This window comes from Halomonas mongoliensis (genome assembly GCF_052496345.1).
The window spans coordinates 2,850,289-2,875,567 of record NZ_CP199288.1 but is presented as its reverse complement, the minus strand read 5'-3'; the positions used below and the strand labels follow the sequence as shown (position 1 = coordinate 2,875,567).

General features: G+C 70.0%; 21 protein-coding genes. 5 read left to right on the top strand and 16 right to left on the bottom strand.

What is annotated here, in order from left to right:
- Positions 1-109: 109 nt before the first annotated feature.
- The 7 genes from tldD to ACRYRV_RS13485 form a co-directional block, all read right to left on the bottom strand.
- On the bottom strand, positions 110-1,564 hold the full coding sequence (tldD, locus tag ACRYRV_RS13515) for a metalloprotease TldD (protein WP_444984768.1): 1,455 nt from the start codon (positions 1,562-1,564) through the stop codon (positions 110-112).
- On the bottom strand, positions 1,561-5,385 hold the full coding sequence (locus tag ACRYRV_RS13510; protein ID WP_444984769.1) for a YhdP family protein: 3,825 nt from the start codon (positions 5,383-5,385) through the stop codon (positions 1,561-1,563). Before ACRYRV_RS13510 ends, tldD begins: the two co-directional genes overlap by 4 nt.
- A 4-nt stretch (positions 5,386-5,389) precedes the next feature.
- The gene (gene rng / locus ACRYRV_RS13505) at positions 5,390-6,853 is read right to left on the bottom strand and encodes a ribonuclease G (RefSeq protein ID WP_299312816.1); all 1,464 of its coding nucleotides are present in this window, start codon (positions 6,851-6,853) and stop codon (positions 5,390-5,392) included.
- A 63-nt stretch (positions 6,854-6,916) separates the two neighbouring features.
- Positions 6,917-7,531: a Maf family protein gene (locus ACRYRV_RS13500; RefSeq protein WP_309635573.1), complete on the bottom strand. Its 615-nt coding sequence runs from the start codon at positions 7,529-7,531 to the stop codon at positions 6,917-6,919.
- A 12-nt stretch (positions 7,532-7,543) separates the two neighbouring features.
- Positions 7,544-8,038 (bottom strand): rod shape-determining protein MreD, encoded by a 495-nt coding sequence (gene mreD / locus ACRYRV_RS13495; protein ID WP_253443870.1) that lies wholly within the window; start codon positions 8,036-8,038, stop codon positions 7,544-7,546.
- Positions 8,038-8,913, bottom strand: coding sequence for a rod shape-determining protein MreC (gene mreC, locus ACRYRV_RS13490; protein ID WP_445005987.1), 876 nt, complete (start codon positions 8,911-8,913; stop codon positions 8,038-8,040). Before mreC ends, mreD begins: the two co-directional genes overlap by 1 nt.
- A gap of 64 nt (positions 8,914-8,977) precedes the next feature.
- Positions 8,978-10,015 carry a rod shape-determining protein gene (locus ACRYRV_RS13485; protein ID WP_023005904.1) on the bottom strand — a complete coding sequence of 346 codons (1,038 nt, stop codon included), beginning with the start codon at positions 10,013-10,015 and terminating at the stop codon, positions 8,978-8,980.
- 172 nt (positions 10,016-10,187) lie between these two features.
- Between ACRYRV_RS13485 and gatC the strand changes: the two genes are divergently transcribed.
- Genes gatC through ACRYRV_RS13465 form a run of 4 tightly spaced genes read left to right on the top strand, consistent with a single transcriptional unit; the run spans position 10,188 to position 13,975 of the window.
- Positions 10,188-10,475 carry an Asp-tRNA(Asn)/Glu-tRNA(Gln) amidotransferase subunit GatC gene (gene gatC, locus ACRYRV_RS13480; RefSeq protein WP_253443874.1) on the top strand — a complete coding sequence of 96 codons (288 nt, stop codon included), beginning with the start codon at positions 10,188-10,190 and terminating at the stop codon, positions 10,473-10,475.
- A gap of 24 nt (positions 10,476-10,499) precedes the next feature.
- The gene (gene gatA, locus ACRYRV_RS13475) at positions 10,500-11,960 is read left to right on the top strand and encodes an Asp-tRNA(Asn)/Glu-tRNA(Gln) amidotransferase subunit GatA (protein WP_253443876.1); all 1,461 of its coding nucleotides are present in this window, start codon (positions 10,500-10,502) and stop codon (positions 11,958-11,960) included.
- The gene (gatB, locus tag ACRYRV_RS13470) at positions 11,960-13,414 is read left to right on the top strand and encodes an Asp-tRNA(Asn)/Glu-tRNA(Gln) amidotransferase subunit GatB (RefSeq protein WP_444984770.1); all 1,455 of its coding nucleotides are present in this window, start codon (positions 11,960-11,962) and stop codon (positions 13,412-13,414) included. Before gatA ends, gatB begins: the two co-directional genes overlap by 1 nt.
- A 9-nt stretch (positions 13,415-13,423) precedes the next feature.
- Positions 13,424-13,975 (top strand): cupin domain-containing protein, encoded by a 552-nt coding sequence (locus ACRYRV_RS13465; protein WP_253443880.1) that lies wholly within the window; start codon positions 13,424-13,426, stop codon positions 13,973-13,975.
- A 9-nt stretch (positions 13,976-13,984) separates the two neighbouring features.
- Here the strand turns inward: ACRYRV_RS13465 and ACRYRV_RS13460 are convergent, their stop codons facing one another.
- From ACRYRV_RS13460 to ACRYRV_RS13450, 3 genes are all read right to left on the bottom strand, one after another.
- Positions 13,985-14,155, bottom strand: coding sequence for a DUF6435 family protein (locus tag ACRYRV_RS13460; protein WP_106229125.1), 171 nt, complete (start codon positions 14,153-14,155; stop codon positions 13,985-13,987).
- 155 nt (positions 14,156-14,310) lie between these two features.
- Positions 14,311-15,825 (bottom strand): aldehyde dehydrogenase, encoded by a 1,515-nt coding sequence (locus tag ACRYRV_RS13455; RefSeq protein ID WP_444984771.1) that lies wholly within the window; start codon positions 15,823-15,825, stop codon positions 14,311-14,313.
- Complete coding sequence (locus tag ACRYRV_RS13450) at positions 15,822-17,228, bottom strand: aspartate aminotransferase family protein (RefSeq protein WP_444984772.1); 1,407 nt, start codon at positions 17,226-17,228, stop codon at positions 15,822-15,824. The genes ACRYRV_RS13455 and ACRYRV_RS13450 overlap by 4 nt, the downstream gene beginning before the upstream one ends.
- Positions 17,229-17,432: 204 nt before the next feature.
- Between ACRYRV_RS13450 and ACRYRV_RS13445 the strand changes: the two genes are divergently transcribed.
- A complete protein-coding gene (locus tag ACRYRV_RS13445; RefSeq protein WP_444984773.1) occupies positions 17,433-18,803 on the top strand; it encodes a glutamine synthetase family protein in 1,371 nt (456 codons plus the stop codon).
- A 124-nt stretch (positions 18,804-18,927) separates the two neighbouring features.
- On the opposite strand, the gene ACRYRV_RS13440 is transcribed toward ACRYRV_RS13445, so the two are convergent.
- The 6 genes from ACRYRV_RS13440 to ACRYRV_RS13415 all read right to left on the bottom strand — a co-directional run bounded on the left by ACRYRV_RS13440 (position 18,928) and on the right by ACRYRV_RS13415 (position 25,261).
- The gene (locus ACRYRV_RS13440; RefSeq protein WP_445005899.1) at positions 18,928-19,626 is read right to left on the bottom strand and encodes a glycine zipper 2TM domain-containing protein; all 699 of its coding nucleotides are present in this window, start codon (positions 19,624-19,626) and stop codon (positions 18,928-18,930) included.
- A gap of 229 nt (positions 19,627-19,855) precedes the next feature.
- Positions 19,856-21,148, bottom strand: coding sequence for an NAD(P)/FAD-dependent oxidoreductase (locus ACRYRV_RS13435; RefSeq protein ID WP_445005898.1), 1,293 nt, complete (start codon positions 21,146-21,148; stop codon positions 19,856-19,858).
- 42 nt (positions 21,149-21,190) lie between these two features.
- Positions 21,191-22,033, bottom strand: a complete 843-nt coding sequence (locus tag ACRYRV_RS13430; protein WP_309635562.1) for an ABC transporter permease subunit — start codon at positions 22,031-22,033, stop codon at positions 21,191-21,193.
- Positions 22,034-22,035: 2 nt separating this feature from the next.
- Positions 22,036-22,947, bottom strand: coding sequence for an ABC transporter permease subunit (locus tag ACRYRV_RS13425; RefSeq protein ID WP_444984780.1), 912 nt, complete (start codon positions 22,945-22,947; stop codon positions 22,036-22,038).
- Positions 22,948-22,969: 22 nt separating this feature from the next.
- A complete protein-coding gene (potA, locus tag ACRYRV_RS13420; protein ID WP_444984781.1) occupies positions 22,970-24,103 on the bottom strand; it encodes a polyamine ABC transporter ATP-binding protein in 1,134 nt (377 codons plus the stop codon).
- A gap of 54 nt (positions 24,104-24,157) precedes the next feature.
- Positions 24,158-25,261 carry a polyamine ABC transporter substrate-binding protein gene (locus tag ACRYRV_RS13415; RefSeq protein ID WP_374710972.1) on the bottom strand — a complete coding sequence of 368 codons (1,104 nt, stop codon included), beginning with the start codon at positions 25,259-25,261 and terminating at the stop codon, positions 24,158-24,160.
- Between the last annotated feature and the right edge of the window lie 18 nt (positions 25,262-25,279).

Below are 25,279 nucleotides of genomic sequence, written 5' to 3'. Positions count from 1 at the left end.
GAGCCCGGCTTGTCGGGCGATTGGCACCGTCAGATGCCCCGGCGGCTGCCATCAGCCTGGCCGATGACCGCCATCGCCCAGCAGAGCTGGGCTCCTACAGGCCAGTCGCCTACGACTGGGTGCCGCCCACGGTCAGCTCATCCAGCTTCAGGGTGGGCTGGCCCACCCCCACCGGCACGCCCTGTCCCTCCTTGCCGCAGACGCCGATGCCGGCGTCCAGCTCCAGGTCGTGGCCGATCATCGACACCCGCCCCATGGCCTCGGGACCGTTGCCGATCAGGGTCGCGCCCTTCACCGGCGCGGTGATCCTGCCATCCTCCACCAGATAGGCTTCGCTGGCCGAGAAGACGAACTTGCCCGAGGTGATATCCACCTGGCCGCCGCCGAAGCTCACCGCATAGAGACCGCGCTTGACGCTCTTCAGGATATCCGCGGGATCGTCCTGGCCGGCCAGCATGATGGTGTTGGTCATGCGCGGCATCGGCAGGTGGGCGAAGGACTCGCGCCGGGCGTTGCCGGTGGGCGCCATGCCCATCAGCCTGGCATTGAGCTTGTCCTGCATATAGCCGGTGAGGATGCCGTCCTCGATCAGCGTGGTGCACTGCCCCGGGGTGCCCTCGTCGTCGACGCTCATGGAGCCGCGACGATCGACCAGGGTGGCGTCGTCCACCACGGTGACGCCCGGCGCCGCCACCCGCTGGCCCATGCGGCCGGCGAAGGCGGAGCTGCCCTTGCGGTTGAAGTCCCCCTCCAGGCCGTGCCCCACCGCTTCGTGGAGCAGGATGCCGGGCCAGCCCGGCGCCAGCACCACCGGCAGCTGGCCGGCCGGGGCATCGATGGCCTCCAGATTGACCAGCGCCTGGCGCACCGCCTCCTTGGCGAAGCGTTCGGCCACGCCCTCGTCACGCAGCCGCGACATGGGGTAGCGGCCGCCGCCGCCGGCGCTGCCGCGCTCCCGGCGGCCGTTCCTCACGGCGATGACGCTGACGTTGAAGCGCACCAGGGGGCGGATATCCGCCGCCAGGGTGCCGTCGCTGGCGCGCACCAGCACCACCTCGTGCACGCCGGTGAGCGAGGCGCTGACCTGGCTGACCGAGGGGTCGGCGGCCCGGGCCACCCGGTCCGCCTCCTTGAGCAGGGCGATCTTCTCCTCGGCGGAAAGGCCGGTGAGCGGATCCACGCCGCCATAGCGAGCGTCCCCCTGCACCACCACCCTGGGGGCGACCGCTAGCCGGCTGCCGCTGCGCACGATGCCGGAGGCCGTACGGCCGGTCTCGGCCAGGGCGTCGGCGGTGATCTGGTTGGAGTAGGCGAAGCCGGTCTTCTCGCCGGCGAGCGAGCGCACGCCGACGCCGCCGTCGATGTTGTAGCTCGCCTCCTTGACCTCGCCATCCTCCAGCACCCAGCCCTCGTGCCAGCTGCGCTGGAAGTAGAGATCCGCGTAGTCGATGCCCGGCCCCAGGGCGTGGCCCAGGCCGAGATCCAGGTCGTCGAGGGTCAGCCCCCCGGGGTTCAGCAGGCAGTCGGCGGCTTCGTCGATCAGGGAACGTCGGGATGCAGTCATTCGGCACTTTCCACGGAAATCTGCGGCGCGGTCCAGGGACCCCGCACGCGATAGTGAATTCGGGTCACGCGGTCGAGAGCGTCACCGAAGAGGCGGTCGGCGATAAAGAGGGCTCCCCCCACCACCGGCGCCCCGGCGAGCACCGCCGCCAGCGGCAGGTTGCGGCTGATGGGTACCGTGACCCCCAGCCGCTGGTCGAGTTCCCGGCGGGCGAGGTCCACGCGCCCCTCCAGGGTAAAGCGGGTGGCCGGGCCATCGACCGTTACCGGCCCTCGGGTTTCCAGTATGCCACCATACAGGGTCGCCGCGCCGCTGACACGGTCGAAGGCGGTGCCCTGGCCGGTCACGTCGGAGAAGTCCAGGCGCAGGCGGCGCACCAGGTTGTCGAGGTTGAGCAGCCCCACCAGCCGCGCCGGCGTCGAGGCCAGGTTGACGAAACGCCCGTCGCGCAGCTCCGCCTCGACGCTGCCCCGGGAGCGCTCCAGGGCGAACTGCCAGGGGGCCCCCGGCCAGGCGAGCTGGCTCTTCACCCGAGTCTCGGCGCTGCGAATGGCGGCGGCCTGCCCCAGTGCTTCCAGGGCGGTGCCCAGGTCGCGGCCGTCCAGGTCAAGGCGCGCCCGGGTCAGGCTGTCGGCGTCGCCGGCGGCCTCCCAGACCAGCTCGCCCCGGGCAGTGATCTGCCCCAGGGTCAGCCCCAGAGGCGCGACGGTGAGGCGCTCCGGGGTGGCGCGCCAGCGCGCGGTCAGGGGCCCCAGGCGCTGACCGCCGCGCTCGATCTCGGCGATGCGCAGACGGCCATCGGGGAGCTCGGCCACCCAGCCGGGCAGCGGCGTAGGCTCTGGGGGCGTGGCGATCTCGTCGAAGAGCGAGCCCACCCCCGCCGGCTCGGGGGTCAAGCCATCCAGGGAGAGCCGGGTCAGGCCGATGTCCAGGGCATCGGCCAGGGCCGGGCGGTAGTCGAGCTGCCCGGCAAGCAGGCTGCCGTCCAGTGCCGCGCGCCAGCCCCCCCCCGCCTGGGGCCTCGCCTCGGCAGCAAAGGAGCCGATGCAGTGGCCGTCGCTCTCCAGGCAGTCGGTGGCCAGGCGGACCTCGCGAAGCCCGGCGGTGCCGCCCCCGCCCGAGGCCTGACCGCCAAGCCCGCCCAGCGCCTCGGCCCAGGCCGCCGGGTCCAGGCGCGGCTGGTAGGCGTCGACCCACCACCCCTCCCCGGCGGGCCAGCCGGCGGCGGGAGCGCGCCCCAGCCACACCTGCCCCTGGCCGGGCCCCTCGCCCGGCAGGTCCCGCCAGCGCAGCCTCAGGTCATCGCCCAGGCGCCCGTCGAGGCGCCCCTCGGTCAGATCCATATCGAGCCGCAGCGGGCGCCGCTCGGTGGCAGCCTTGCCCAGCGGCGACGGCAGGTCGATGACGAGGCCCTCCAGATTGCTATCGAGCCCGAGGTCCACGCCCTCCTCACCGATCGCCAGCCGGCCCTGCCAGGGGAAGCGACCGCTTGCCGACTCACGCAGCCCGGCCACCCCGCCCCAGTCGAGCAGCGACCCGGCCTCTGCCGAGCCGGCCAGGTCCAGGCCGCCGGCCAGGGTGTCGATCTCGGCGCGTACCGGGCCACCCAGCAGCCGGCCCTCGATGCGCCCCTTGAGCCCCCCCTCCTCGCCCCGCTGTCGCCAGGCCAGGGGACCTGCGAGGTCGCTGAACGCAAGCTCGAGGGGGCGATACACCAGCCGCGACAGGCGCGCCTGGGTCTCGATATCGAGCTCGAGTCCGCCGGGCTCGCCCAGGGGCAGCGCCAGCCTGAGCTGCCCCTCGGCGCGCCCCTCTCCCTGCCACGCCTCCACCGCCTCGATTCCCTCCACCGGCATGGCGAGCAGATAGCGACGCAGCGCCTCGGCGGAGGCTTCGAGCTCCCCCTCCACCTCGAGGCGCTCATCGACCAGGCGCACCTCGCCCCGACGGGCCGTCACTCCCAGGCTCTCGGCGTGCTCCACCCTGGCCTGCAGGTGGGTGTCCTGAAGCGACAGCTGCCCTCTCACCTCGGTCAGCGCCGGCCAGGCGGGGTCGAAGGCCAGCCGCCCCTGCTCGATGGCGAGTTCCAGGCCGAAGCTCGGGGGAATCGCCTCGGCGCCGCCCAGGGGAGCATGCAGGCGCAGCGAGCCCTCGCTCACCCGGCCGGCCACGCCGCCGAGCCAGTCGCGCAGCTCATCGCCGAGGATGCCCACCGGCAGCCACTCCACCAGCGGCGTCTCCACGGCGTCCACCTCGGTAAAGCCCAGCGTCAGCCCGAAGCCGCCGCGCTGCCCGCCGCCCACGGCAAGGCCGAAGCCGCCCTGGACCTCGGCGCCGCTCCAGCCGACCCGCAGGTCGCGTCCCGTGACCAGGGTCCGGGGGCCATCGTAGGCCCACACCACCTCGCCGGCGGCGTGCTCCAGGGCCATGGGGGCCTCGAAGAGTTCGGGAAAGTGAAGGCTGGCGCCCTCTCCCCCCACGAAATGGACCCGCCCGGTGAGGTCCCGGGCCTCCACCCAGATGTCCAGGGGGCCACCGCCGGGGGCCTGCTCCCAGGGTGAAACCTCCACCCCGCTGAGCGCCGCCCGGGCCAGCCACTCGCCGTGGCGATGGCCGAGGCGAAAGCCGGTCACCTGGCCCCGGGGATCCAGGGTGTCCACCACCCGCCCCAGGGCCTCCGGCAGCGGCACCCGGTGACGCCAGGCGGCCAGGGAGCCGACGTCAAAGCCGCTGGTGTTCAGCCACCAGCCGTCGGCGTCGCCGGCCAGCTGCCAGCGATGAGGCAGCGCCGGGCCCCAGGGCGTCTCCAGGGCCTCAGGCTCGGTGGCCTCGGGGCTCTCCGCATCCCCCTCGAACCACGCCTCCCAGCCCTCGTCCCGGCGCAGCCACTGGCCGCGTCCCATCACCTCGGAGAGCTCGATGGCGTGGCGCTCGCCGTTCTCATCGGCGTGGCTCACCGCCAGCCGGGCGATGCCCAGCTCCAGCCGCGCATCGGCCAGCGAGCCGCGGTGCCAGCGCCCCCAGAGCCGCGCCCGCCCGCTGGATTCATCGAGGCGCAGGGGCTCGTTGCGGCCCAGCACCTCCACCAGGCTGATCAGGCTGTCGAGGCGCATCTCCGCCTGCAGGGCGGCACTGAAGTCGCGAAAGCCCCCGGGGCCGGGCAGCACCTCCAGGGCGGCCTGCATGGCGGCCTCCGGGTCCCCCTCCAGGCGAATCTCCCCCTCCAGGTGGGCATGGCGCTCATCGCCGGTCATCAGCAGCCGCGGTGATTCCAGGGTCACGCGGCGCTCGCGGCCGTGGAGCACCACCCGCACCTCGTCGGCCCAGGCGCGCTGGCGCAGCAGCACCCCGACCCAGAAATCGAGACGCTCCAGGTCGAACTCGCCGCTGGGCTGCAGCTCGGGAGGCAGTTCGGCGGGATCGGGCCAGTGCCAGCCCCCCTCCGGGGTCTGGTAGATGTGCAGGGTGACCCCGGAGAGCCTGGCGTCCTCCACCACCGGCACCCCGGCACGCAGGGTGGCCAGGGTGTCGAGACGCAGCCGGCCGCTTTCCACCTCCAGCAGCGTCAGGCGCCGGTCCCGAGACGCTATGGTCAGGGTGTCCAGAGAGAGCGCCGGGTCGAAGCCCGCCAGGCGGGTATCCAGCTCGGCGATGCTCACCTCGGCGCCGAAGCGTGCCGAGAGCAGCGCCTCCAGGCGCGGGGTGAGGCCATCCGCGAGCCCCAGGGCGAGGCGCAGGGCGAGCAGCAGCAGCGCCAGCGACGCCAGCACCAGCGCCACCAGGGTCAGGCTCCAGCGCACCACCAGGCGGGTCGGGGACATGGGCTTACATCAGTACGATGTCGTACTGCTCCTGGGAGTAGTGGGCCTCGACCTGGAAGCGGATCGGCTTGCCGATGAACTCCTCGAGGTCGGCCACCGCCGCCGACTCCTCGTCGAGCAGGCGGTCCACCACCGCCTGGGCCGCCAGCACCATATAGGTCTCGGCGCTGTAGGCACGCTCCTCGCGGAGGATCTCGCGGAAGATCTCGTAGCAGACGGTCTCCGGGGTCTTGAGGGTGCCGCGCCCGCCGCAGGTGGGGCAGGCCTCGCAGAGGGTCTGCTCCAGGCTCTCCCGGGTGCGCTTGCGGGTCAGCTGGACGAGGCCGAGCTCGGTGACGCCGGTACACTTGGTCTTGGCGTGGTCCCGCTCCAGGGACTTCTCGAGCATGCGCAGCACCTGGCGCTGGTGCTCGGTGTCCTCCATGTCGATGAAGTCGATGATGATGATGCCGCCGAGGTTGCGCAGCCGGAGCTGCCGGGCGATGGCGGTGGCCGCCTCGAGGTTGGTCTTGAAGATGGTCTCCTCGAGGTTGCGGTGCCCCACATAGCCGCCGGTGTTGACGTCGATGGTGGTCATCGCCTCGGTGGGATCGATGACCAGATACCCCCCGGACTTGAGCTGCACCTTGCGCCCCAGGGCCTTCTGGATCTCGTCCTCGACGCTGAACAGGTCGAAGATCGGCCGCTCGCCGGCGTAGTGCTCGATACGCTCCACCGCCGTGGGCATGAACTCCTCGGCAAACTCGATCAGCTTGACGTAGTTCTCCCGGGAGTCGATGCGCACCTTCTCGATATCGTCGCGCATGACATCGCGCAGGATGCGCATGAAGAGCGGCAGGTCATCGTAGATGACGCTGGGGGCCCCGGCGGTCACCTTGCGCTCGCTCACCTTGCGCCACAGCCGCAGCAGGAAGTGCATGTCGGCGGCGAGCTCCTCGAGCCCCACCCCCTCGGCGGCGGTGCGCACGATGAAGCCACCCACCACCTCCAGGCTCTGCTGGCCCTGGGCCTCCTCGATCAGCCCGCGCAGGCGCTCGCGCTCGCGCTCGTCCTCGATGCGCTGGGAGACCCCGTGATGGGGCGCATCCGGCATGTAGACCAGGTAGCGCGACGGCACGGAGAGGTGGGTGGTGAGCCTTGCCCCCTTGGAGCCGATGGGGTCCTTGGTGACCTGCACCACCAGCGCCTGCCCCTCGTGGAGCAGGTGGCCGATGGAGAGCTGCTCGTCGGCCGGGGTGCCGGGCGGCATCACCTCGTGGGCATGGATGAAGGCGGCGCGGTCCAGGCCGATATCGACGAAGGCCGCCTGCATGCCGGGCAGCACCCGCACCACCTTGCCCTTGTAGATATTGCCGACGATACCGCGCCGGCGGCTGCGCTCGACGAAGGCCTCCTGCAGCACGCCGTTCTCCACCACGGCGACGCGGGTCTCCATCGGAGTCAGGTTGATGAGTACTTCACCGCTCATGCGGAAATCCTTGTCCAGAATGCTTTGCGCTCATTATGACATAGTGGCATAGGCCCAAGGCGTTTAAGCGCTCGCCGCTGGACCCAGGGCACCGCTCCACAGCGCTACACCCTGGCGGCGCAGCAGCTCGGCGGTCTCGTAAAGCGGCAGCCCCACCACCGCCGAGTGGCTGCCCTCGATGCGCTCGACGAACACCGCCGCCAGCCCCTGGATGGCGTAGCCGCCCGCCTTGTCGGCGGGCTCGCCGCTGGCCCAGTAGGCGACGATCTCGTCGTCGGCGATCTCGCGCATGGTCACGCGGGTGGCGACACAGGCGTCGAGCACCCCGGCCGGGCCGCTCACCGCCACCGCGGTGAGCACCTCGTGGGTGCGACCGGCGAGGCGGCGCAGCATGGCGGCGGCGTGCTCGGGGCCCGCCGGCTTGCCGAGGATCTCGCCGTCGCAGACCACGGCGGTGTCGGAGCCCAGGGTCGGCAGCGGCGTGAGCCGGGCGCCGGCCAGCGCCTTCTCCCGTGCCAGGCGGGTCACGTAGGCCACCGCTCCCTCCCCGGGTCGCGGCGTCTCGTCGATATCCACCGGGCACACCGATACCGCCACGCCGATATCGGCGAGCAGGTCGCGGCGACGAGGGGAGGCGCTGGCCAGGCAGAGCACGGGCGAAGGGGGAACAGAGGTCATGGCGGCTCCGGGTCAGTCGCGGGCCAGGCGCCGCCCCAGAGCCTCGAAGAGGGTGGCAAGCCAGGGCCAGAGCACGGCGCCGATCAGCGACGGCAAGAGAAAGGAGAGGTGGATCGAGAAGGGCCCTACCAGGGTGCGCAGCCACTGCTCGGCCAGCTGGACGGTGCCCAGCAGGACCAGGATCAGCAGCGCCTGCTGGACCAGGGAGTAGGCCCGGAAACGGGGATAGACCAGAGCGCAGAGGAAGGCCAGCAGCGACAGGATCAGGGCGTTCTGACCCAGGGTGGCTCCCTCGATCAGGTCGACCAGCAGCCCCAGTGCAAAGCCGTGGAAGACTCCCACCTTGTGGGGCGCCTTCATGCACCAGTAGATCAGCAGCAGCCCCAGCCAGTCGGGGCGCCAGATCTGCCAGCCGTCGGCCAGGGGCATCACCTGCAGGCAGAGCGCCAGCAGCAGGGTCAGCCAGATCCAGGGCAGGGCGAGATTGGCGGGGGACGGCGCACCCATCAGGGAGCCTCCTGGTCGGCATCGAGACCAATCACGGCACGCGCAGCCTCCATGGCGTCGGCGGAGAGCTCCAGCTCCCAGGCCTCGTCGTCGGCGCCGGGAGGCGGCGTCGGGAAGAGCAGCAGGAAGTGGCGCGAGCGCTGCAGCTGGGCCACCGGGGTGGCGGTGACCCGCGCAAAGGGCTGCCCCGGGTCATGAACCACCTCGGCGACCCGGGCCACCGGGTAGCCGGCCGGAAAGCGCCCGGCCAGCCCCGAGGTGATCAGCAGGTCGCCCTCGCGAATGTCGGCGGTGTCCGGCACGTGCAGCACCTTGAGAGCGTCGTAGCGGCCGCTGCCCCGAACGATGAAGCGCAGGCCGTTGCGGTTGACCTGCACCGGCAGCGCATGGCTGGCGTCGGCCACGGTGAGCACGCGGCTGGAGTAGCCGGAGACCGCGGTCACCTGCCCCACCAGCCCGGAGGCGTCCATCACCGGCTGGCCCACATAGACCCCATGGCGTCGACCACGGTCCACCACCATCTGGTGGGTGAAGGGGTCCGGATCCAGGGAGAGCAGCTCGGCGGTGATAAAGGGCATATCGCCCTGGCGGGAGGCGGAGAGCAGCTCGCGCAGGCGCACGTTCTCGGCGGTGAGGCTCGCCATGTGCTGCACCCGGTGGGAGAGGGTCAGGATCTGCTCGCGCAGGCGCCGATTCTCCTCCAGCAGGGCGCGCTGGTCGGAGAGCGCCAGCGACCCCCAGGTGAGAATATCGCTGGGCAGGCTGACCGCCCACTGGATGGGCGCCACCAGGGTGGAGAGCTGGGCACGCACCTCCTCCATGCGCGTGAACCGCGTATCGGCGAACATCAGCGCCGAGGCGGTCAGCACGCACAGGAAGAGGCGATAGCCGGGCAGCGGGCCGTGGGAGAACAGCGGCTTGATAGGGAGGCCCCCCGAGTCAGTCGCTGGAGAGCAGCTCGAAGGTGTGCTGGTCGATCATCTCCAGGGCCTTGCCGCCACCGCGGGCCACACAGGTCAGCGGATCCTCGGCGACGATCACCGGCAGGCCGGTCTCCTCGGCGATCAGCTTGTCCAGGTCGCGCAGCAGCGCCCCACCGCCGGTCAGCACCAGGCCGCGTTCGGCGATATCCGAGGCGAGCTCCGGGGGCGACTGCTCCAGGGCGTTCTTCACCGCGGCCACGATGGAGGCCAGGGTCTCCTGCAGGGCGTCGAGGATCTCGTGGGAGTTGAGCGTGAAGCTGCGCGGGATGCCCTCGGCCAGGTTGCGGCCGCGCACGTCGATCTCGCGCAGCTCGCCGCCGGGATAGGCGCAGCCGATCTCCTCCTTGATGCGCTCGGCGGTGGCCTCGCCGATCAGGCTGCCGTAGTGGCGGCGCACATAGCCGATGATCGCCTCGTCGAAGCGGTCGCCGCCGACGCGGATCGACTCGGAGTAGACGATGCCGTTGAGGGAGATGATGGCGATCTCGCTGGTCCCGCCGCCGATATCCACCACCATGGAGCCCTGGGCCTCTTCCACCGGCAGACCGGCACCGATGGCGGCCGCCATGGGCTCCTCGATCAGGAACACCTCGCGGGCGCCGGCGCCCTCGGCGGACTCCTTGATGGCGCGACGCTCCACCTGGGTCGACATGCAGGGCACGCAGACCAGCACCCGCGGACTCGGGGTGAGGAAGGTACTCTGATGGACCTTGCGGATGAAGTGCTGCAGCATCTGCTCGGTAACGGTGAAGTCGGCGATCACGCCGTCCTTCATCGGACGAATGGCGGTGATATTGCCGGGGGTGCGGCCCAGCATGCGCTTGGCGTCGGAGCCCACGGCGGCCACGCTGCGCATGTTGCCGGACTGGCGGATGGCCACGACCGACGGCTCGTCGAGCACGATGCCACGACCGCGCACGTATATCAGCGTATTGGCGGTTCCCAGGTCGATCGACAGATCGCTGGAGAACAGCCCCCTCAAGCGTTTGAACATGGAAGTCGTTACCTAGTGCAGTCCGGGAACCCTGTGCGGAGGCAAACGGTATCACCGCGGCCCCCGCGCAGCAAGCGCGGAACCCGCGGGGGACGCCTCTTCCGCAGCTGCCCGCAGGCGTCCGGATGTGGTACCTTTTGCGCCTTGTTTTCCCTTCGAGGACATCCGAATCATGGCGCTTGAACACGCTGACGTGCTCAGGGCCGCGCACCTTGCCCGGCTCGGCCTGAGCGACGAGGAGGCCGCCCACTACCAGGACGACCTCGGCCGCATCCTTGAGATGGTGGACCAACTGCAGGCTCTCGACACCCAGGGCGTCGCCCCCCTGGCCCACCCGCTGGACGCCACCCAGCGGCTGCGCGCCGACGAGGTGACCGAGAGCGACCAGCGCGACCGCTTCCAGCGCTGCGCACCGGCAGTGGAACAGGGCCTCTACCTGGTCCCCCGCGTGGTCGAATAAGCATTCCGACGGAGCCCCCGGCCCATGCATGACAAGACACTGACCGAACTGGCCGCCGCCCTCACGGCCGGCGAGTTCACCAGCCGCGAGCTGACCGAGCATCTGCTGGCGCGCATCGAGCGCCTCGATGGCGAGCTCAACAGCTTTATCACCGTGACCCCCGAGGCGGCCCTGGCCGCCGCCGATGCCGCCGACGCCGCCCGCGCCCGGGGCGAGGCGGGCCCGCTCACCGGCCTGCCCGTGGCGATCAAGGACCTCTTCTGCACCCAGGGGGTGCTGACCACCGCCGGTTCGAAGATGCTGGCCAACTTCGTCTCCCCCTATGACGCCACCGTGGTGGAGCGGCTCAAGGCCGCCGGCACCGTGAGCCTGGGCAAGGTCAACCTGGACGAGTTTGCCATGGGCTCCTCCAACGAGAACAGCGCCTTCGGCGCGGTGAAGAACCCCTGGGACGCCACCGCCGTGCCCGGCGGCTCCTCCGGGGGCAGCGCCGCCGCCGTGGCCGCGGGCCTGGCGCCGGCCGCCATGGGCACCGACACCGGCGGCTCCATTCGCCAGCCGGCGGCCTTCTGCGGTATCACCGGCTTGAAGCCCACCTACGGCCGCGTCTCCCGCTGGGGCATCATCGCCTACGCCTCGAGCCTCGACCAGGCCGGCCCCATGGCGCGCTCGGCCTCCGACTGCGCGCTGCTGCTGAACGCCATCGCCGGCCACGACCCGAAGGACTCCACCAGCGTGGCCAGGGGCGTCCCGGACTACACCGAGGAGCTCGGCGCCCCGCTGACGGGCCTCAAGATCGGCCTGCCGGTCGAGTATTTCGGCGACGGCCTCGACCCCGAGGTGGAGACCGCGGTGCGCGAGGCGGTCAGGGTCTACGAGTCCCTGGGCGCCACAGTGCGCGAGGTGAGCCTGCCCCACACCCACTACGCCATCCCGGCCTACTACGTCATCGCCCCGGCGGAGGCCTCCTCGAACCTGTCACGCTACGACGGCGTACGCTTCGGCCACCGCTGCCAGGCCCCCAGCGACCTGATCGACCTCTACAAGCGCTCCCGGGCCGAAGGCTTCGGGGAGGAGGTCAAGCGGCGCATCCTGATCGGCACCCACACCCTCTCCGAGGGCTTCTTCGACGCCTACTACAAGAAGGCCCAGCAGGTGCGCCGGCTGATCCGCCAGGACTTCCTCGACGCCTTCGAGGAGGTCGACGTCCTGATGGGGCCGGCCTCCCCCACCCCGGCCTTCGACCTGGGCGCCAAGAAGGACCCGGTCTCCATGTACCTGCAGGATATCTACACCATCGCGGTGAACCTGGCCGGCATCCCCGGCATCAGCGTGCCGGCGGGCTTCGTCAAGGGCCGCCCGGTGGGCCTGCAGATACTGGGTACCCACTTCGCCGAGGCGCGCCTGCTCAACGTCGCCCACCGCTTCCAGCAGGCCACCGACTGGCACCTGCGCCGCCCCGAGCTTGCCGAGGAGACCACCTGATGCAATGGGAAACCGTGATCGGGCTGGAGGTGCACGTCCAGCTCGCCACCAAGTCGAAGATCTTCTCCGGGGCCTCCACCGCCTTTGGGGCCGAGCCCAACAGCCAGGCCTGCGCCGTGGACCTGGGCCTGCCCGGGGTACTGCCGGTGCTCAACGAGCAGGCGGTGGCCATGGCGGTGCAGTTCGGCCTGGCGATCCACGCCGAGATCCCCGAGGTCTCGATCTTCGATCGCAAGAACTACTTCTATCCGGACCTCCCCAAGGGCTACCAGACTAGCCAGATGTACCACCCCATCGTGGGGGCCGGCGAGGTGGAGATCACCCTGGAGGACGGCAGCAGCAAGCGCATTCGGGTCCATCACGCCCACCTGGAGGAGGACGCCGGCAAGTCGCTCCACGAGGATTTCCACGGCATGACCGGTATCGACCTCAACCGTGCCGGTACCCCGCTGCTGGAGATCGTCTCCGAGCCGGACATGCGCTCGGCCAAGGAGGCCGCGGCCTACCTCAAGGCGATCCACTCCATCGTGACCTATCTCGGCATCAGTGACGGCAATATGGCCGAGGGCTCCATGCGCTGCGACGTCAACGTCTCGGTGCGCCCGGTGGGACAGGCCGAGTTCGGCACCCGGGCCGAGATCAAGAACGTCAACTCCTTCCGCTTCGTGGAGCGCGCCATCGAGTTCGAGGTGGAGCGCCAGATCGAGCTGCTGGAGGATGGCGGCAAGGTGGTCCAGGAGACGCGTCTCTATGACCCCGAGCGCGACGAGACCCGCAGCATGCGCACCAAGGAGGAGGCCAACGACTACCGCTACTTCCCCTGCCCCGACCTGCTGCCGGTGGTGCTCGACCAGGCCTACGTCGACCACCTGCGCGAGGCCCTGCCGGAGCTCCCCGACGAGAAGCGCGCCCGCTTCCAGGCCGAGCTCGGCCTCTCCGCCTACGACGCCGGGGTGCTCTCGGCCACCCGCGAGATGGCCGAGTACTTCGAGGAGGTGAAGGACGTCTGCGGCGACGCCAAGTCCGCCGCCAACTGGGTGATGGGCGAGCTCGCCGGGGCGCTCAACCGCGAGGGGCTGCCGATCACCGACAGCCCGGTCTCGGCCCGCCAGCTCGGCGAGCTGATCGGCAGGGTGCTGGATGACACCATCAACGGCAAGGCCGCCAAGCAGGTGTTCCAGGCGCTCTGGAACGGCCAGGGGCAGTCCGCCGACGAGGTGATCGAGACCAAGGGGCTCAAGCAGGTCACCGACACTGGCGCCATCGAGGCGATGATCGACCAGGTGATCGCGGAGAGCCCGGCCCAGGTGGCTCAGTACCGCGACGCCGAGCCAGACAAGCGCGGCAAGATGATCGGCTACTTCGTCGGCCAGGTGATGAAGGCCTCCCGGGGGACCGCCAACCCCCAGCAGGTCAATGCGCTGCTGAAAGAGAAGCTCGACGCCCTGTGCTGAGGAGCCACCATGGCCGATGACGTGGGCGAGCGGCTGCGCGCCCTGCGCAGCCTGCGCGGCATCTCCCAGCGGGAGCTGGCCAAGCGCTGCGGGGTGACCCACTCTAGCCTGTCGCTGATCGAGCAGGGCAAGGTGAGCCCCTCGGTCAGCTCCCTGAAGAAGATCCTCGACGCCATCCCTATGAGCGTCGGGGACTTCTTCACCCTGGACCTGGAGAGCGGCCGGCGGGTCTTCTACTCGGCAGAGGAGCTCGCCGACGTGGGCTCGGGGGACGTCATCTACAAGCTGGTGGGCGCCGATCGCCGCGACCGGGCGCTGGCCTTCATGGTGGAGACCTACCCCCCCGGCGCCGACACCGGCCGGGAGATGATCACCCACCAGGGCGAGGAGGCCGGGGTGGTGCTGGAGGGGGAGATCGAGATCACCATCGGCGCCGAAAGCCGGGTGCTCGGGCCCGGCGAGGCCTACTACTTCGACACCAAGGTCCCCCACCGCTTCCGCAACCCGGGCAGCGAGCCCTGCCGCCTGGTGAGCTGCGCGACCCCCGCCCGGGCCTTCTGAGCCCGGGACCTACCCCTTCTTCAGCGCCTCGATCTCGGCGCGGATCGCCTCCGCCTCCTCGGTGAGCGAGGCGTTGGCGCGCATGTCGCCGTTGCGGGCGGCGTGCATCGCCTGCTCCAGCTTGCGCTCGTATTCCTTCTGCAGCTTCTTCGTCGGGTCTGACTTGAAGAGTCCGAACATGGGAGTACCTCTGGCCGGGGAGTGTCCCCACAGGCTACCCCCCTCGCCCAAAAAAAGCGATACAAGAGCTGTACATTAAGCACTCCTTGTACGCAAAAGCCCGCGGCCGGCACCCATGGCGCCGGCCGCGTCGCGTCAGGCCCCGGCGAAAGGGCTCAGGGCGCCAGCGACATCCAGACGCTCTTGAGGGTCGAGTACTCCTCCAGGGAGTGGTGGGACTTGTCGCGGCCGTTGCCCGACTGCTTGACCCCGCCGAAGGGCATGGTCTGGTCGCCGCCGGCCCAGTTGTTGACGAACACCTGGCCGGAGTGGAGCCGCCGGGTGACGCGCATGATGCGGTCGATGTCCTGGCTCCAGAGCCCCGCGGCCAGGCCATAGACGCTGTCGTTGGCCATGGCCACCGCCTGCTCCTCGCTGTCGAAGCCGAACACCGAGAGCACCGGGCCGAAGATCTCCTCGCGGCCGATGGCCATCTCGGGGGTCACGCCGTCGAACACCGTGGGGGGAATGAAGAGCCCCTTGCCATCGACCCGGGTGGCCTCACCGCCCACACGCAGCCGAGCGCCCTCCTCGCGCCCCTTCTCGATATAGCCCAGGATGCGCCGATACTGCGCCTCGTCGACGATGGCCCCCATGAAGCTCTCCGGGTCCAGGGGGTCGCCGGGCTGCATCCCCTTGGCCGCCTCGAGCACCTGGTCGATAAAGGCCTCGCGGATGGGGTTCTCCACCAGCAGCCGGGAGCCGGCGATGCACACCTCCCCCTGGTTGTGGAAGATCGCCGAGGCGGCGTGCTTCGCCACCCGCTCGAGGTCCTTGCAGTCGGCGAAGACGATATTGGGGGACTTGCCGCCGCATTCCAGATAGACCCGCTTGAGGTTGGACTGGCCGGCATACTGCATCAGCTGCTTGCCCACCCCGGTGGAGCCGGTGAAGGCGAGGCAGTCCACCCCCATGGAGAGCGCCAGTGCCTTGCCCACGGTGTGGCCGAAGCCCGGCAGCACCTGGAAGACGCCAGGCGGCAGTCCCGCCTCCCGGGCCAGCGCCGCCAGGCGCAGCGCCGAGAGCGGCGACTTCTCCGAAGGCTTGAGGATCACGCTGTTGCCGGCAGCCAGCGCCGGGGCCACCTTCCAGGCGGTCATCATCAGCGGGAAGTTCCAGGGCACGATGGAGGCCACCACGCCGAGGGGCTCACGCAGCACCAGCGCCAGGGCCTCCTCGCCGGTGGGCGCCACCTCGCCGTAGAGCTTGTCGATGCACTCCGCCTGATAGCGAAAGCAGCCGATGGCGCCGGCCATGTCGCCCAGCGAGCTTGCCACCGGCTTGCCCATGTCCAGGGTATCGAGCAGCGCCAGCTCATGCTTGTGGGCCTCCAGCAGGTCGGCCAGGCGCAGCAGCACCTTCTTACGCCGGCCCGGCGCCAGGCGCGACCACTCGCCGGCCTCGAAGGCGGCCCGGGCATGGCCCACGGCGAGCTCGGCGTCGGCGGCGTCGCAGCTGGCCACCTCAGCCAGGGGCTCGCCGGTGGCCGGGTTCGTCGTGGTGAAGGTCTCGCCGCTCACCGCAGCGACGAAGGCGTCGTCGATAAAGGCGCGCGTTTCCAGATGCGGGATCAGGCGATCGGCCAGGGCCCGCCAGTCGGCCAGGGTCTTCGGGGATTCAGGGCGGCTCATGGGAGGCACTCCTCCTGGTGGTCGGTTGTCGTGTCAGCCAGCCGGGCCAGAGTAGCATCCAGCGCCCGGTGTGCCTTCTCGATCAGCTCGTCGATCTCGGCAGGGCTGATCACCAGCGGCGGCGAAATGATCATGGTATCGCCCACCGAGCGCATCACCAGGCCGCCGGCGAAGCAGAGGTCGCGGCAGAGGGTACCGACGCCCAGGGATTCGTCGAAGCGCTCGCCGGTGGCGGGGTCGACCAGCTCCAGGGCGCCGATCAGCCCCAGCGAGCGCGCCTCGCCCACCAGCGGGTGGGCCTCGAGGGCCTTCCAGCGGCCGGCCAGGTAGGGGCCGATCTCGTCGCGGACCCGGTCCACCAGCCCCTCGGCCTCCAGCAGCTCGAGGTTCCTCTGCGCCACCGCGGCACAGACCGGATGGCCCGAATAGGTGAAGCCGTGGAAGAACTCGCCGCCCTCCTCGATCAGGGTCTCGGCGACCCGGTCCCCTACCAGGACCCCGCCGATGGGCAGGTAGCCCGAGGAGAGCCCCTTGGCGATGGGCATCAGGTCCGGCTCCAGGCCGTAGTGGACGCTGCCGAACCACTCGCCCAGACGCCCGAAGCCGCAAATCACCTCATCTACCACCAGCAGGATGTCGTACTTGGCCAGCACCGCCTTGACCGCCGGCCAGTAGCTTTCCGGGGGGATGATGGCGCCCCCGGCGCCCTGCACCGGTTCGGCGATGAAGGCGGCGACCTGCTCCTCGCCGAGCTCCTGGATCTTCGCCTCCAGGGCCGCGGCGCACTCCCGGCCGAAGGCCTCGGGGTCCTGGCCGGCCGTGCGCCCTTCTCCAGACCGCCCCTCTCCAAACCAGTAGGGCTGGCGCACATGGGCGATCTTCGGCACCAGAGGACCGCCCTGGGCGTGCATGGGGGCCATGCCGCCGAGGCTCACCCCCGCCACGGTGGAGCCGTGGTAGGCGTTGTTGCGGCCGATCACCCACTGCTTGTCGGGCTGGCCCTTCAGCGCCCAGTAGCGGCGCACCATGCGCAGCACGGTGTCGTTGGCCTCGGAGCCGGAGCCGGTGAAGAAGACGTGGTTGATATGGGCGGGCGCCAGGCGGCAGAGCGTCTCGGCCAGACGGATCGCCGGCGGATGGGCGGTCTTGAAGAAGCTGTTGTAATAGGGGAGCTGGCGCATCTGCTCGGTGGCGGCCGCCACCAGCTCCTCGCGGCCGTAGCCCAGGTTGACGCACCAGAGCCCGGCCATGCCGTCGAGGATACGGTTGCCCTCGGCGTCGTGGATATAGACTCCCTCGGCGCGCTCGATGATGCGGCTGCCCTCCTCCCCCAGCGCCTTGAAGTCGGTAAAGGGGTGCAGGTAGTGGGCGCGATCCAGGGCCTGGTAGTCGCGGGTAGACATGAAGTTCTCCGTAAGAGGGGCCCAGGCTCCGCCAAGCAGAGGCGGACGGGAACCCGGCGGCAGCATGTTATGCTTTATTCACCATAGCGACTCAGCAATCCCTTTCCAAGCGGCAGAAACCCGGCTTTTCGTAAACTATTTGACAACATAGGTCACCCCAACAAGGATAGGAACCACAAGGATCACAACGCCAGAGGTGCGCCCATGACGGCTCCCGACGAGGCCCAGGCCTTCCTCGACGCCCACCCCGAGATCAACAGCATCGACCTGCTGATCGGCGATCTCAACGGCGTGATGCGGGGCAAGCGCATCCCCCGGGACAGCCTCGCCAAGGCCTATACCCGCGGCATCGCCCTGCCCGCCTCGGTCTTCGCCCTGGACATCAACGGCCACACCATCGAGGCAACCGGCCTCGGCCTCGACAGCGGCGACGGCGACCGCCTCTGCCGCCCCATTGCCGGCAGTCTCAAGCCGGTGCCCTGGGTCGCCCGGGGCCACCAGGCCCAGCTGCTGATGAGCATGGAGGAGTTCGACGGCACGCCCTTCTTCGCGGATCCCCGCCAGCTGCTGAAGCGGGTGCTGGGCCGCCTGACCGCTCTGGGGCTGACGCCGGTGGTGGCGGTGGAGCTGGAGTTCTACCTGGTGGATCGCCAGCGCACCGCCGACGGGCTGATCCAGCCGCCCTGCTCGCCGGCCAGCGGCGAGCGCGCCACCCAGAGCCAGCTCTACTCCATGCTGGAGCTCGACGAGTACGCCGACTTCCTCGAGGAGGTCCAGGCCGCCGCCCAGATCCAGGGCCTGCCCCTGGACACCGCCCTCAAGGAGTGCGCCCCGGGACAGTTCGAGATCAACCTGATCCACTGCGACGATGCGCTGGCGGCCTGCGACCACGCCGTGCAGCTCAAGCGCCTGATCAAGGGGGTCGCCTTGCTCCACGGCTTCGAGGCGACCTTCATGGCCAAGCCCTACGGCCAGGAGGCGGGCAACGGCATGCACGTGCATATCAGCCTGCTGGACAAGGGCGGACGCAACGTCTTCGGCGAAGCGGGAGACGACCCCCTGGGGAGCCCGCGGCTGCGCCAGGCGGTGGCCGGCCTGCTGGCGCTGATGCCCGCCTCCATGGCGATCTGCGCGCCCAACCTCAACGCCTTCCGCCGCTTCCAGCCGGGCCTCTATGTGCCCATGGCCCCCACCTGGGGCTTCGACAACCGCTCGGTGGCGCTGCGCATTCCCGCCGGGGCCCGGGCCGCCCGGCGCATCGAGCACCGGGTGGCCGGCGCCGACGCCAATCCCTACCTGCTGCTGGCCGCTCTGCTGGCCGCCATCCACCATGGGCTCGCCGAGGGGCTCGAGCCACCGCCGCCCAGCGTCGGCAACGCCTATGAGACAACGCCTCCCAGCCTGACCAACAGCTGGCAGCAGGCCCTCGACCTGCTGGAGGCCGACGCCGTCCTCGGCGAGGCCCTGGGCCGCGACTTCCTGCACGTCTACCTGGCCAACCGCCGCGCCGAGCGCGCCCAGGCGCTGCAGGCGGTGAGCCGGCTCGAGTACGACTGGTACCTGCGCCATGTCTGAGGCCCCTCGACACGGCCTACCGAAACGCCACGCCCCCGGATCCTGGCGGATCCGGGGGCGTGCATGAGCCGGGCCGGTGAGGCGCAGAGCGCTCTCGCTCAACCCTCTTGCTCAGCCCTCTCGCTCAGCCCTCGCGCTGGGGCTCGCCCTCCTGCAGGGCGGCCTGCCACTGCACCTCGCCCTCGACGACCGGCAGGCGCTCGGCCTGGGGGGCGCTCTCCATGCGCCGGGTCAGCTCCTCGCCGTTGAGGCGATAGGTGACGTCGTAGCCGAGGTGCTCCTCGTGGCTCTCCATCACCGTCTGGCACTGCCGCTCGGTCACGGTCTGGTTCTGGGTCTCGTAGCGCGTCTCGTAGCGGGTCTCGTACTGGACCTGGCTACCCGCCTGGGAGTGCTGGCGGGCCTCGACGCGATTCTGCACCTCGCGCCCGGCAAGGCCGCCGCCGATGGCGCCGGCCACGGTGGCCAGCTTCTTGCCGCTGCCGCCGCCCACCTGGTTGCCCAGCAGGCCGCCGACGATGGCCCCGGCCGCGGTGCCGACGACGCGATGGGGGTCCTGGCTCGCCCCGGGGCCGGACGGCGCGGCTTGGGTAACCGGCACCTGGACGGGCACCTCCACCGGTACCTCGACGCTGACCACCTTCTCCACGTCCTCGCACACCTCGCGGGGGCGTTCCACGCTGCGGGTGGCCGCCGCGACGTCGATGATCTCGGCAAACTGAGGCGCGGGGGCCCGGTTATCCTGGACCTGCCAGGCGCCGAAGGCCAGCCCACCCAGCCCCAGTACGGCAAGGCTGGATCCCACGATGATCGACTTGCTCATGATTCTCCTCCTCGCGGGCGCACAGGCGCCCGTCGCTGAAACTCGCAGGGCTCCAGGCGAGGGTGACTCGGTTCAGTGATAACGACGATGAGAGGCGCGGCGGGGCCTCCTGCGCCACCGCGATAGACGCATTATAGGCGCCCGCGCTGCCCGGTGGACGGCGGAGAGCGGGTTTCCCCATTATCTGACCGGCTGTCGCGGGAGGGCGACAGCCGTTGGCGCCCGGGGGTCAGAGACCCAGGCGGTCCCGGGTCGAGTAGTACCAGGCGCCCAGCGCCGAGAGCGGCACCCGCAAGAGGCGCCCGCCGGGGAACGGCAGGTGAGGGATGCCGGCGAAGGCGTCGAAGCGCTCGCCCTGGCCGTGCATTACCTCGGCGATCAGCTTGCCGGCCAGGTGGGTGCAGGTGACGCCATGGCCGGAGTAGCCCTGGGCGTAGTAGACGTTGCCGTTGAGCACCCCGAACTGGGGCAGGCGGTTGAGCGTCATCAGGAAGGTGCCGCTCCAGGCGTGGTCCACCTTGACGTCGGCGAGCTGCGGAAAGGTGGCCAGCATCTTGGGCCGGATCACCGCGGTGATGTCGGCCGGGTCTTCGCCGCCGTAGTTGACCCCGCCGCCGTAGAGCAGGCGGTTGTCGCGGGTCAGCCGGTAGTAGTCGAGCAGGTAGTTGCAGTCCTCCACCGCCTTGCCCAGGGGAATCAGCGCCCGGGCGCGGGCCTCGCCGAGGGGCTCGGTGGCGATGATCTGGGTGCCGCAGGGCATCGAGCGGCCCTCGATCTCCGGCAGTACGCCGCGCAGGTAGGCGTTGCCGGCCATCACCACCCGCTCGGCGCGCACCCGACCGCGGGCGGTGCGCAGGGTGACCGGCTCGCCGTGGATCACCGCCTCCACCGCCGACTGCTCGTAGATGCGCCCGCCGAGCGACTCCAGCGCCGCGGCCTGGCCCAGCACCAGGTTCAGGGGGTGCAGGTGGCCGCCGCCGTGGTCCACCAGGGCACCCACGTAGCGGTCGGAGTTGACCTCGCGCTTCACCGCTTCCCCCTCCAGCAGCTCCAGCTCCCGGTAGCCGTAGCGCTCCCAGAGCGCCTGGTGCTCCCGCAGCCCATCCAGCTGCCGGCGGTTGCAGGCAGCGAAGAGGTTGCCGTCGGCGAGGTCGCAGTCGATGGCGTAGCGCTCGACACGCTCACGGATGATGCGGTTGCCCTCGAAGGCCATGTCGCCCAGGGCGCGGGCGGTCTCGGCGCCATACTTTGCCTCGATCACGTCCATGTCGCGGCTGTAGCTGTTGACGATCTGGCCGCCGTTGCGCCCGCTGGCGCCGAAGCCCACCCGGGCCGCCTCCAGCACCACCACCGAGAGGCCGCGCTCGGCCAGGTGCAGCGCCGCGGAGAGGCCGGTGAAGCCGGCCCCCACCACGCAGACGTCGCAGTCGAGCTCCCCGACGAGCGCCGGACGCTCGGGGGCGGGGTGGGCAGTGGCGGCGTACCAGGAGGCGACGTGCTCGCCGGCGGGCTGTTCAGGCATGGCGGGGCTCCGGACGGTTGACGGTAGAGGTGAAGGGGGGCATCAGGGCGTCTCCTGCTGGCGCAGGGCGGCCAGGCGGCGCGCCTCGCTGCGGCGCATCAGGTACCAGGCGATGAAGGTGGCCAGCGACACCGCCAGGATGATCAGGGTGGCCAGGGCATTGATCTTGGGCGAGACCCCCATGCGCACCGAGGAGAAGACCACCATGGGCAGGGTGGTGGCCCCGGGGCCGGAGACGAAGCTGGCGATCACCAGGTCATCCAGCGACAGGGTGAAGGCGAGCAGCCAGCCCGCCGCCAGCGCCGGGGCGATCACCGGCAGGGTGATCTGGAAGAAGGTCTTCACCGGCGGCGCGCCGAGGTCCATGGCCGCCTCCTCGATGGAGCGGTCCACCTCCCTGAGCCGCGACGAGACCACCACCGCCACGTAGGCGCTGCAGAAGGTGGTGTGGGCGATCCAGATGGTGGCCATGCCGCGATCCGCCGGCCAGCCGACGATCTGGGCCATCTGCACGAAGAGCAGCAGCAGCGAGAGGCCGGTGATCACCTCCGGCATCACCAGCGGCGCGGTGATCATGCTGGAGAGCGCGGTCTTGCCGCGAAAGCGCCCGAAGCGGGTCATCACGAAGGCGGCCAGGGTGCCCAGGCAGACCGCCATGGTGGCCGAGAAGAAGGCGATGCGCAGGCTGGTCCAGACGGCGGCGAGTATCTGCCGGTCGCGCAGCAGCTCCAGGTACCAGCGCCCGGAGAAGCCCGCCCACACCGTCACCAGCCGCGACGAATTGAAGGAGTAGACCACCAGCACCACCATGGGCAGGTAGAGAAACAGCAGCCCCAGGATCAGCATCAGGGTGGTGAAGGATGGCGGCGTGAAGGGTCGGCGCATGGTCACTCCTCCAGCTCGCGGGACTGGTAGCGATGAAACAGCCCGATGGGGATCAAGAGCAGCAGCAGCATCACCATGGCCAGCGCCGAGGCCACCGGCCAGTCGCGGTTGAGGAAGAACTCCTCCCACAGCACCTTGCCGATCATCACCGTGTTGGGCCCGCCGAGCAGCTCCGGGATCACGTACTCCCCCACCGCGGGGATGAACACCAGCATGGAGCCGGCGATGATGCCCCCCTTGGAGAGCGGCAGGGTCACGGTGAGGAAGGTGTTGAACTTCCGGGAGCCGAGGTCCGCGGCGGCCTCCAGGAGAGAGTCGTCGAGCCGGGTCAGGTTGGCGTAGAGCGGCAGGATCATGAACGGCAGGTAGGCGTAGACGATGCCCAGCATCACCGCGAAGTTGGTGTTCATCATGCGCAGCGGCGAGTCGATGAGGCCGACCCACAGCAGCAGGTTATTGAGCAGGCCGTTGGTGCTCAGGATCCCCATCCAGGCGTAGACCCGGATCAGGAAGGAGGTCCAGGAGGGCAGCATCACCAGCAGCAGCAGCACCAGCTGCCAGCGCGCCGGGGCCCGGGCCATGGCATAGGCCATGGGGTAGCCGATCAGCAGGCAGAAGAGCGTCGAGAAGAAGGCGATCTTCACCGAGCCCCAGTAGGCCGCCACGTAGAGCGAATCGCTGGCCAGGAAGAGGTAGTTACCGAGGTTCAGGGCGATATTGAGGGTCTCGGCGGTGAAGTCGAGGAGCGGCTGGTAGGGGGGCACCGCGATCGCCGCCTCGGAGAGGCTGATCTTGAGCACGATGGCGAAGGGCGCCAGGAAGAAGAGGCTCAGCCAGATCAGCGGCACGGCGATGACCCAGCCGCGCCCGGGTCGCAGGCGGCGCGAGAGGCGCTCGAGGGGAGTCGGTTTCATGGGGCTCCTCGCTTTTTCGGGCTCACTCATGCAACACTACGGCGCTCATCTCGTCCCAGCCGACGTAGACCGGCTCGTCCCAGTCGGGGCGGTCGCCGCGACGCTCCACGTTGGCCAGGCTCGCCTTGACCAGGGCGCCCGACTCGGTGCGCACGTAGTAGACCGAGAGCCCCCCCAGGTAGGCGATATCCTCCACGGTGCCGGCGGTCCAGTTGTGCTCGCCCTCTGGCCGCGTGCGGGTGAGCAGGGTCTTCTCCGGGCGAATGGCCACCCACACCCGGCGCTCGTCGGCCTGGGTCGAGACCCCGTGGCCGATGTAGATGTCGCGCCCGAGGGCGGGGCTTGCGATGATGCAGTGGTCCGCCTCGTCGCTGCGGATCTCCCCTTCGAAGAGGTTCACGCTGCCCACGAACTCCGCCACCATGCGGCTCGCCGGGCTCTCGTAGACGTCCATGGGGCTGCCCACCTGAGCGATCCAGCCATCCGACATGATCGCCACCCGGTCGGCCATGGTCATCGCCTCCTCCTGGTCATGGGTGACCATGATGCAGGTCACGCCGACACGCTCGAGGATCGCCACCACCTCGAGCTGCATCTCGGTGCGCAGCTTCTTGTCCAGGGCCCCCATGGGCTCGTCGAGCAGCAGCAGCTTCGGCCGCTTGGCCAGCGACCGGGCCAGGGCCACCCGCTGGCGCTGGCCGCCGGAGAGCTGGTGGGGGCGGCGCCTGGCGAAGCCCTCCATATGGACGAGCCTGAGCATCTCGGCGACCCGCTGCTCGATCTCGGCCCGGGGCAGGCGGTCCTGCTTGAGGCCGAAGGCGATGTTCTGGGCCACCGTCATATGGGGGAAGAGCGCGTAGGACTGGAACATCATGTTGATGGGCCGCTCATGGGGCGGCATGGCGGTGATCTCCTGCCCATCGAGCAGGATCTGGCCTTCGCTTGGCGTCTCGAAGCCGGCCAGCATGCGCAGCAGGGTCGACTTGCCGGAGCCCGAGCCGCCCAGCAGGGCGAAGATCTCGCCCTGGCGGATGGTCAGGTTGACGTCGTCCACCGCCAGGGCACCGTCGAAGCGCTTGCTGATGCGGCGGATCTCGACCAGCGCCTCCCCGGTGCGTCGGCCGGGCGGACGCGCCGCGGTCTGGTTCTGGGGCATAGCCTCTCCTCTCTCGAACTGCCCGCGGCGTCACTCGCCGCGGGCATCACGGGCTCAGCGCCCCGACTTGACGCGGTTCCAGACCCGGGTGCGCACGCGCTGTACGGCCAGCGGCTTCTCCTCGGCCACGTAGAGGTTCTCCATCACCTCTTGGTCGGGATAGATCGCCGGGTCGTCGCGGATCTCGGGGTCGAGGAAGGCGTTGGCCGCCAGGTTGGGGTTGGCGTAGACCACGTACTCGGTGATCGCCGCGGCGATCTCGGGCTCCAGGATGAAGTTGATGAAGGCGTGGGCGTTGTCGGGGTTCGGCGCATCGGCGGGAATCGCCATCATGTCGAACCAGAGCGCGGCGCCCTCCTTGGGAATGCTGTAGGCGATGGTGAAGTCGCGGCCCGCCTCCTCGGCCCGGTCGGCGGCCTGGAAGATGTCGCCGGAGTAGCCCGCCGCCACGCAGATGTCGCCATTGGCGAGATCGGTGATATAGCGCGAGGAGTGGAAGTAGGTGACGTTGTTGCGCACCGCGGCGATGAGGTCCCCCGCCGCCTCCAGGTCGGCGGTCTCCTCGGAGAGCGGCGAGAGCCCCAGGTAGGCCATGGCCGGGGAGAGCATCTCGTCACCGGAGTCGAGCATGGAGATGCCGCAGCCCCCCTCGCGCAGGGCGGTGGTGATCTCGGGGTCGAAGATCAGCGCCCAGGAGTCGGTCGGGGCATCCTCGCCGAGGATCTCGGTCACCCGTTCGACGTTGTAGCCGATGCCGTTGGTGCCCCACATGTAGGGGATCGAGTAGCGGCTGCCCGGGTCGACGAACTCCAGGTCGTCCATGAGATCGGGGTTGAGGTTGGCCATGTTGGGCAGCTTGTCGTGGTCCAGCTCCTGGTAGACCCCGGCGCTGATGTGGCGGGTCAGGTAGTGGTTGGAGGGTACCACCACGTCATAGCCGGAGCGGCCCGCCAGCAGGGCGGCATCGAGCACCTCGTTGCTGTCGTAGACGTCGTAGATCACCTCGATGCCGGTGGCCGCGGTGAACTTCTCCAGGGTGTCCGGGGCGATATAGTCCGACCAGTTGTAGATCCGCACCTCACCCGCGGCCTGGGCGGCGGCAGCGCCCAGCGCCAGGCTGGCGGCGGCCACGGCCAGTGAGAGTCGCTTGGTTTGCATCATCGATCACCTCTTCGG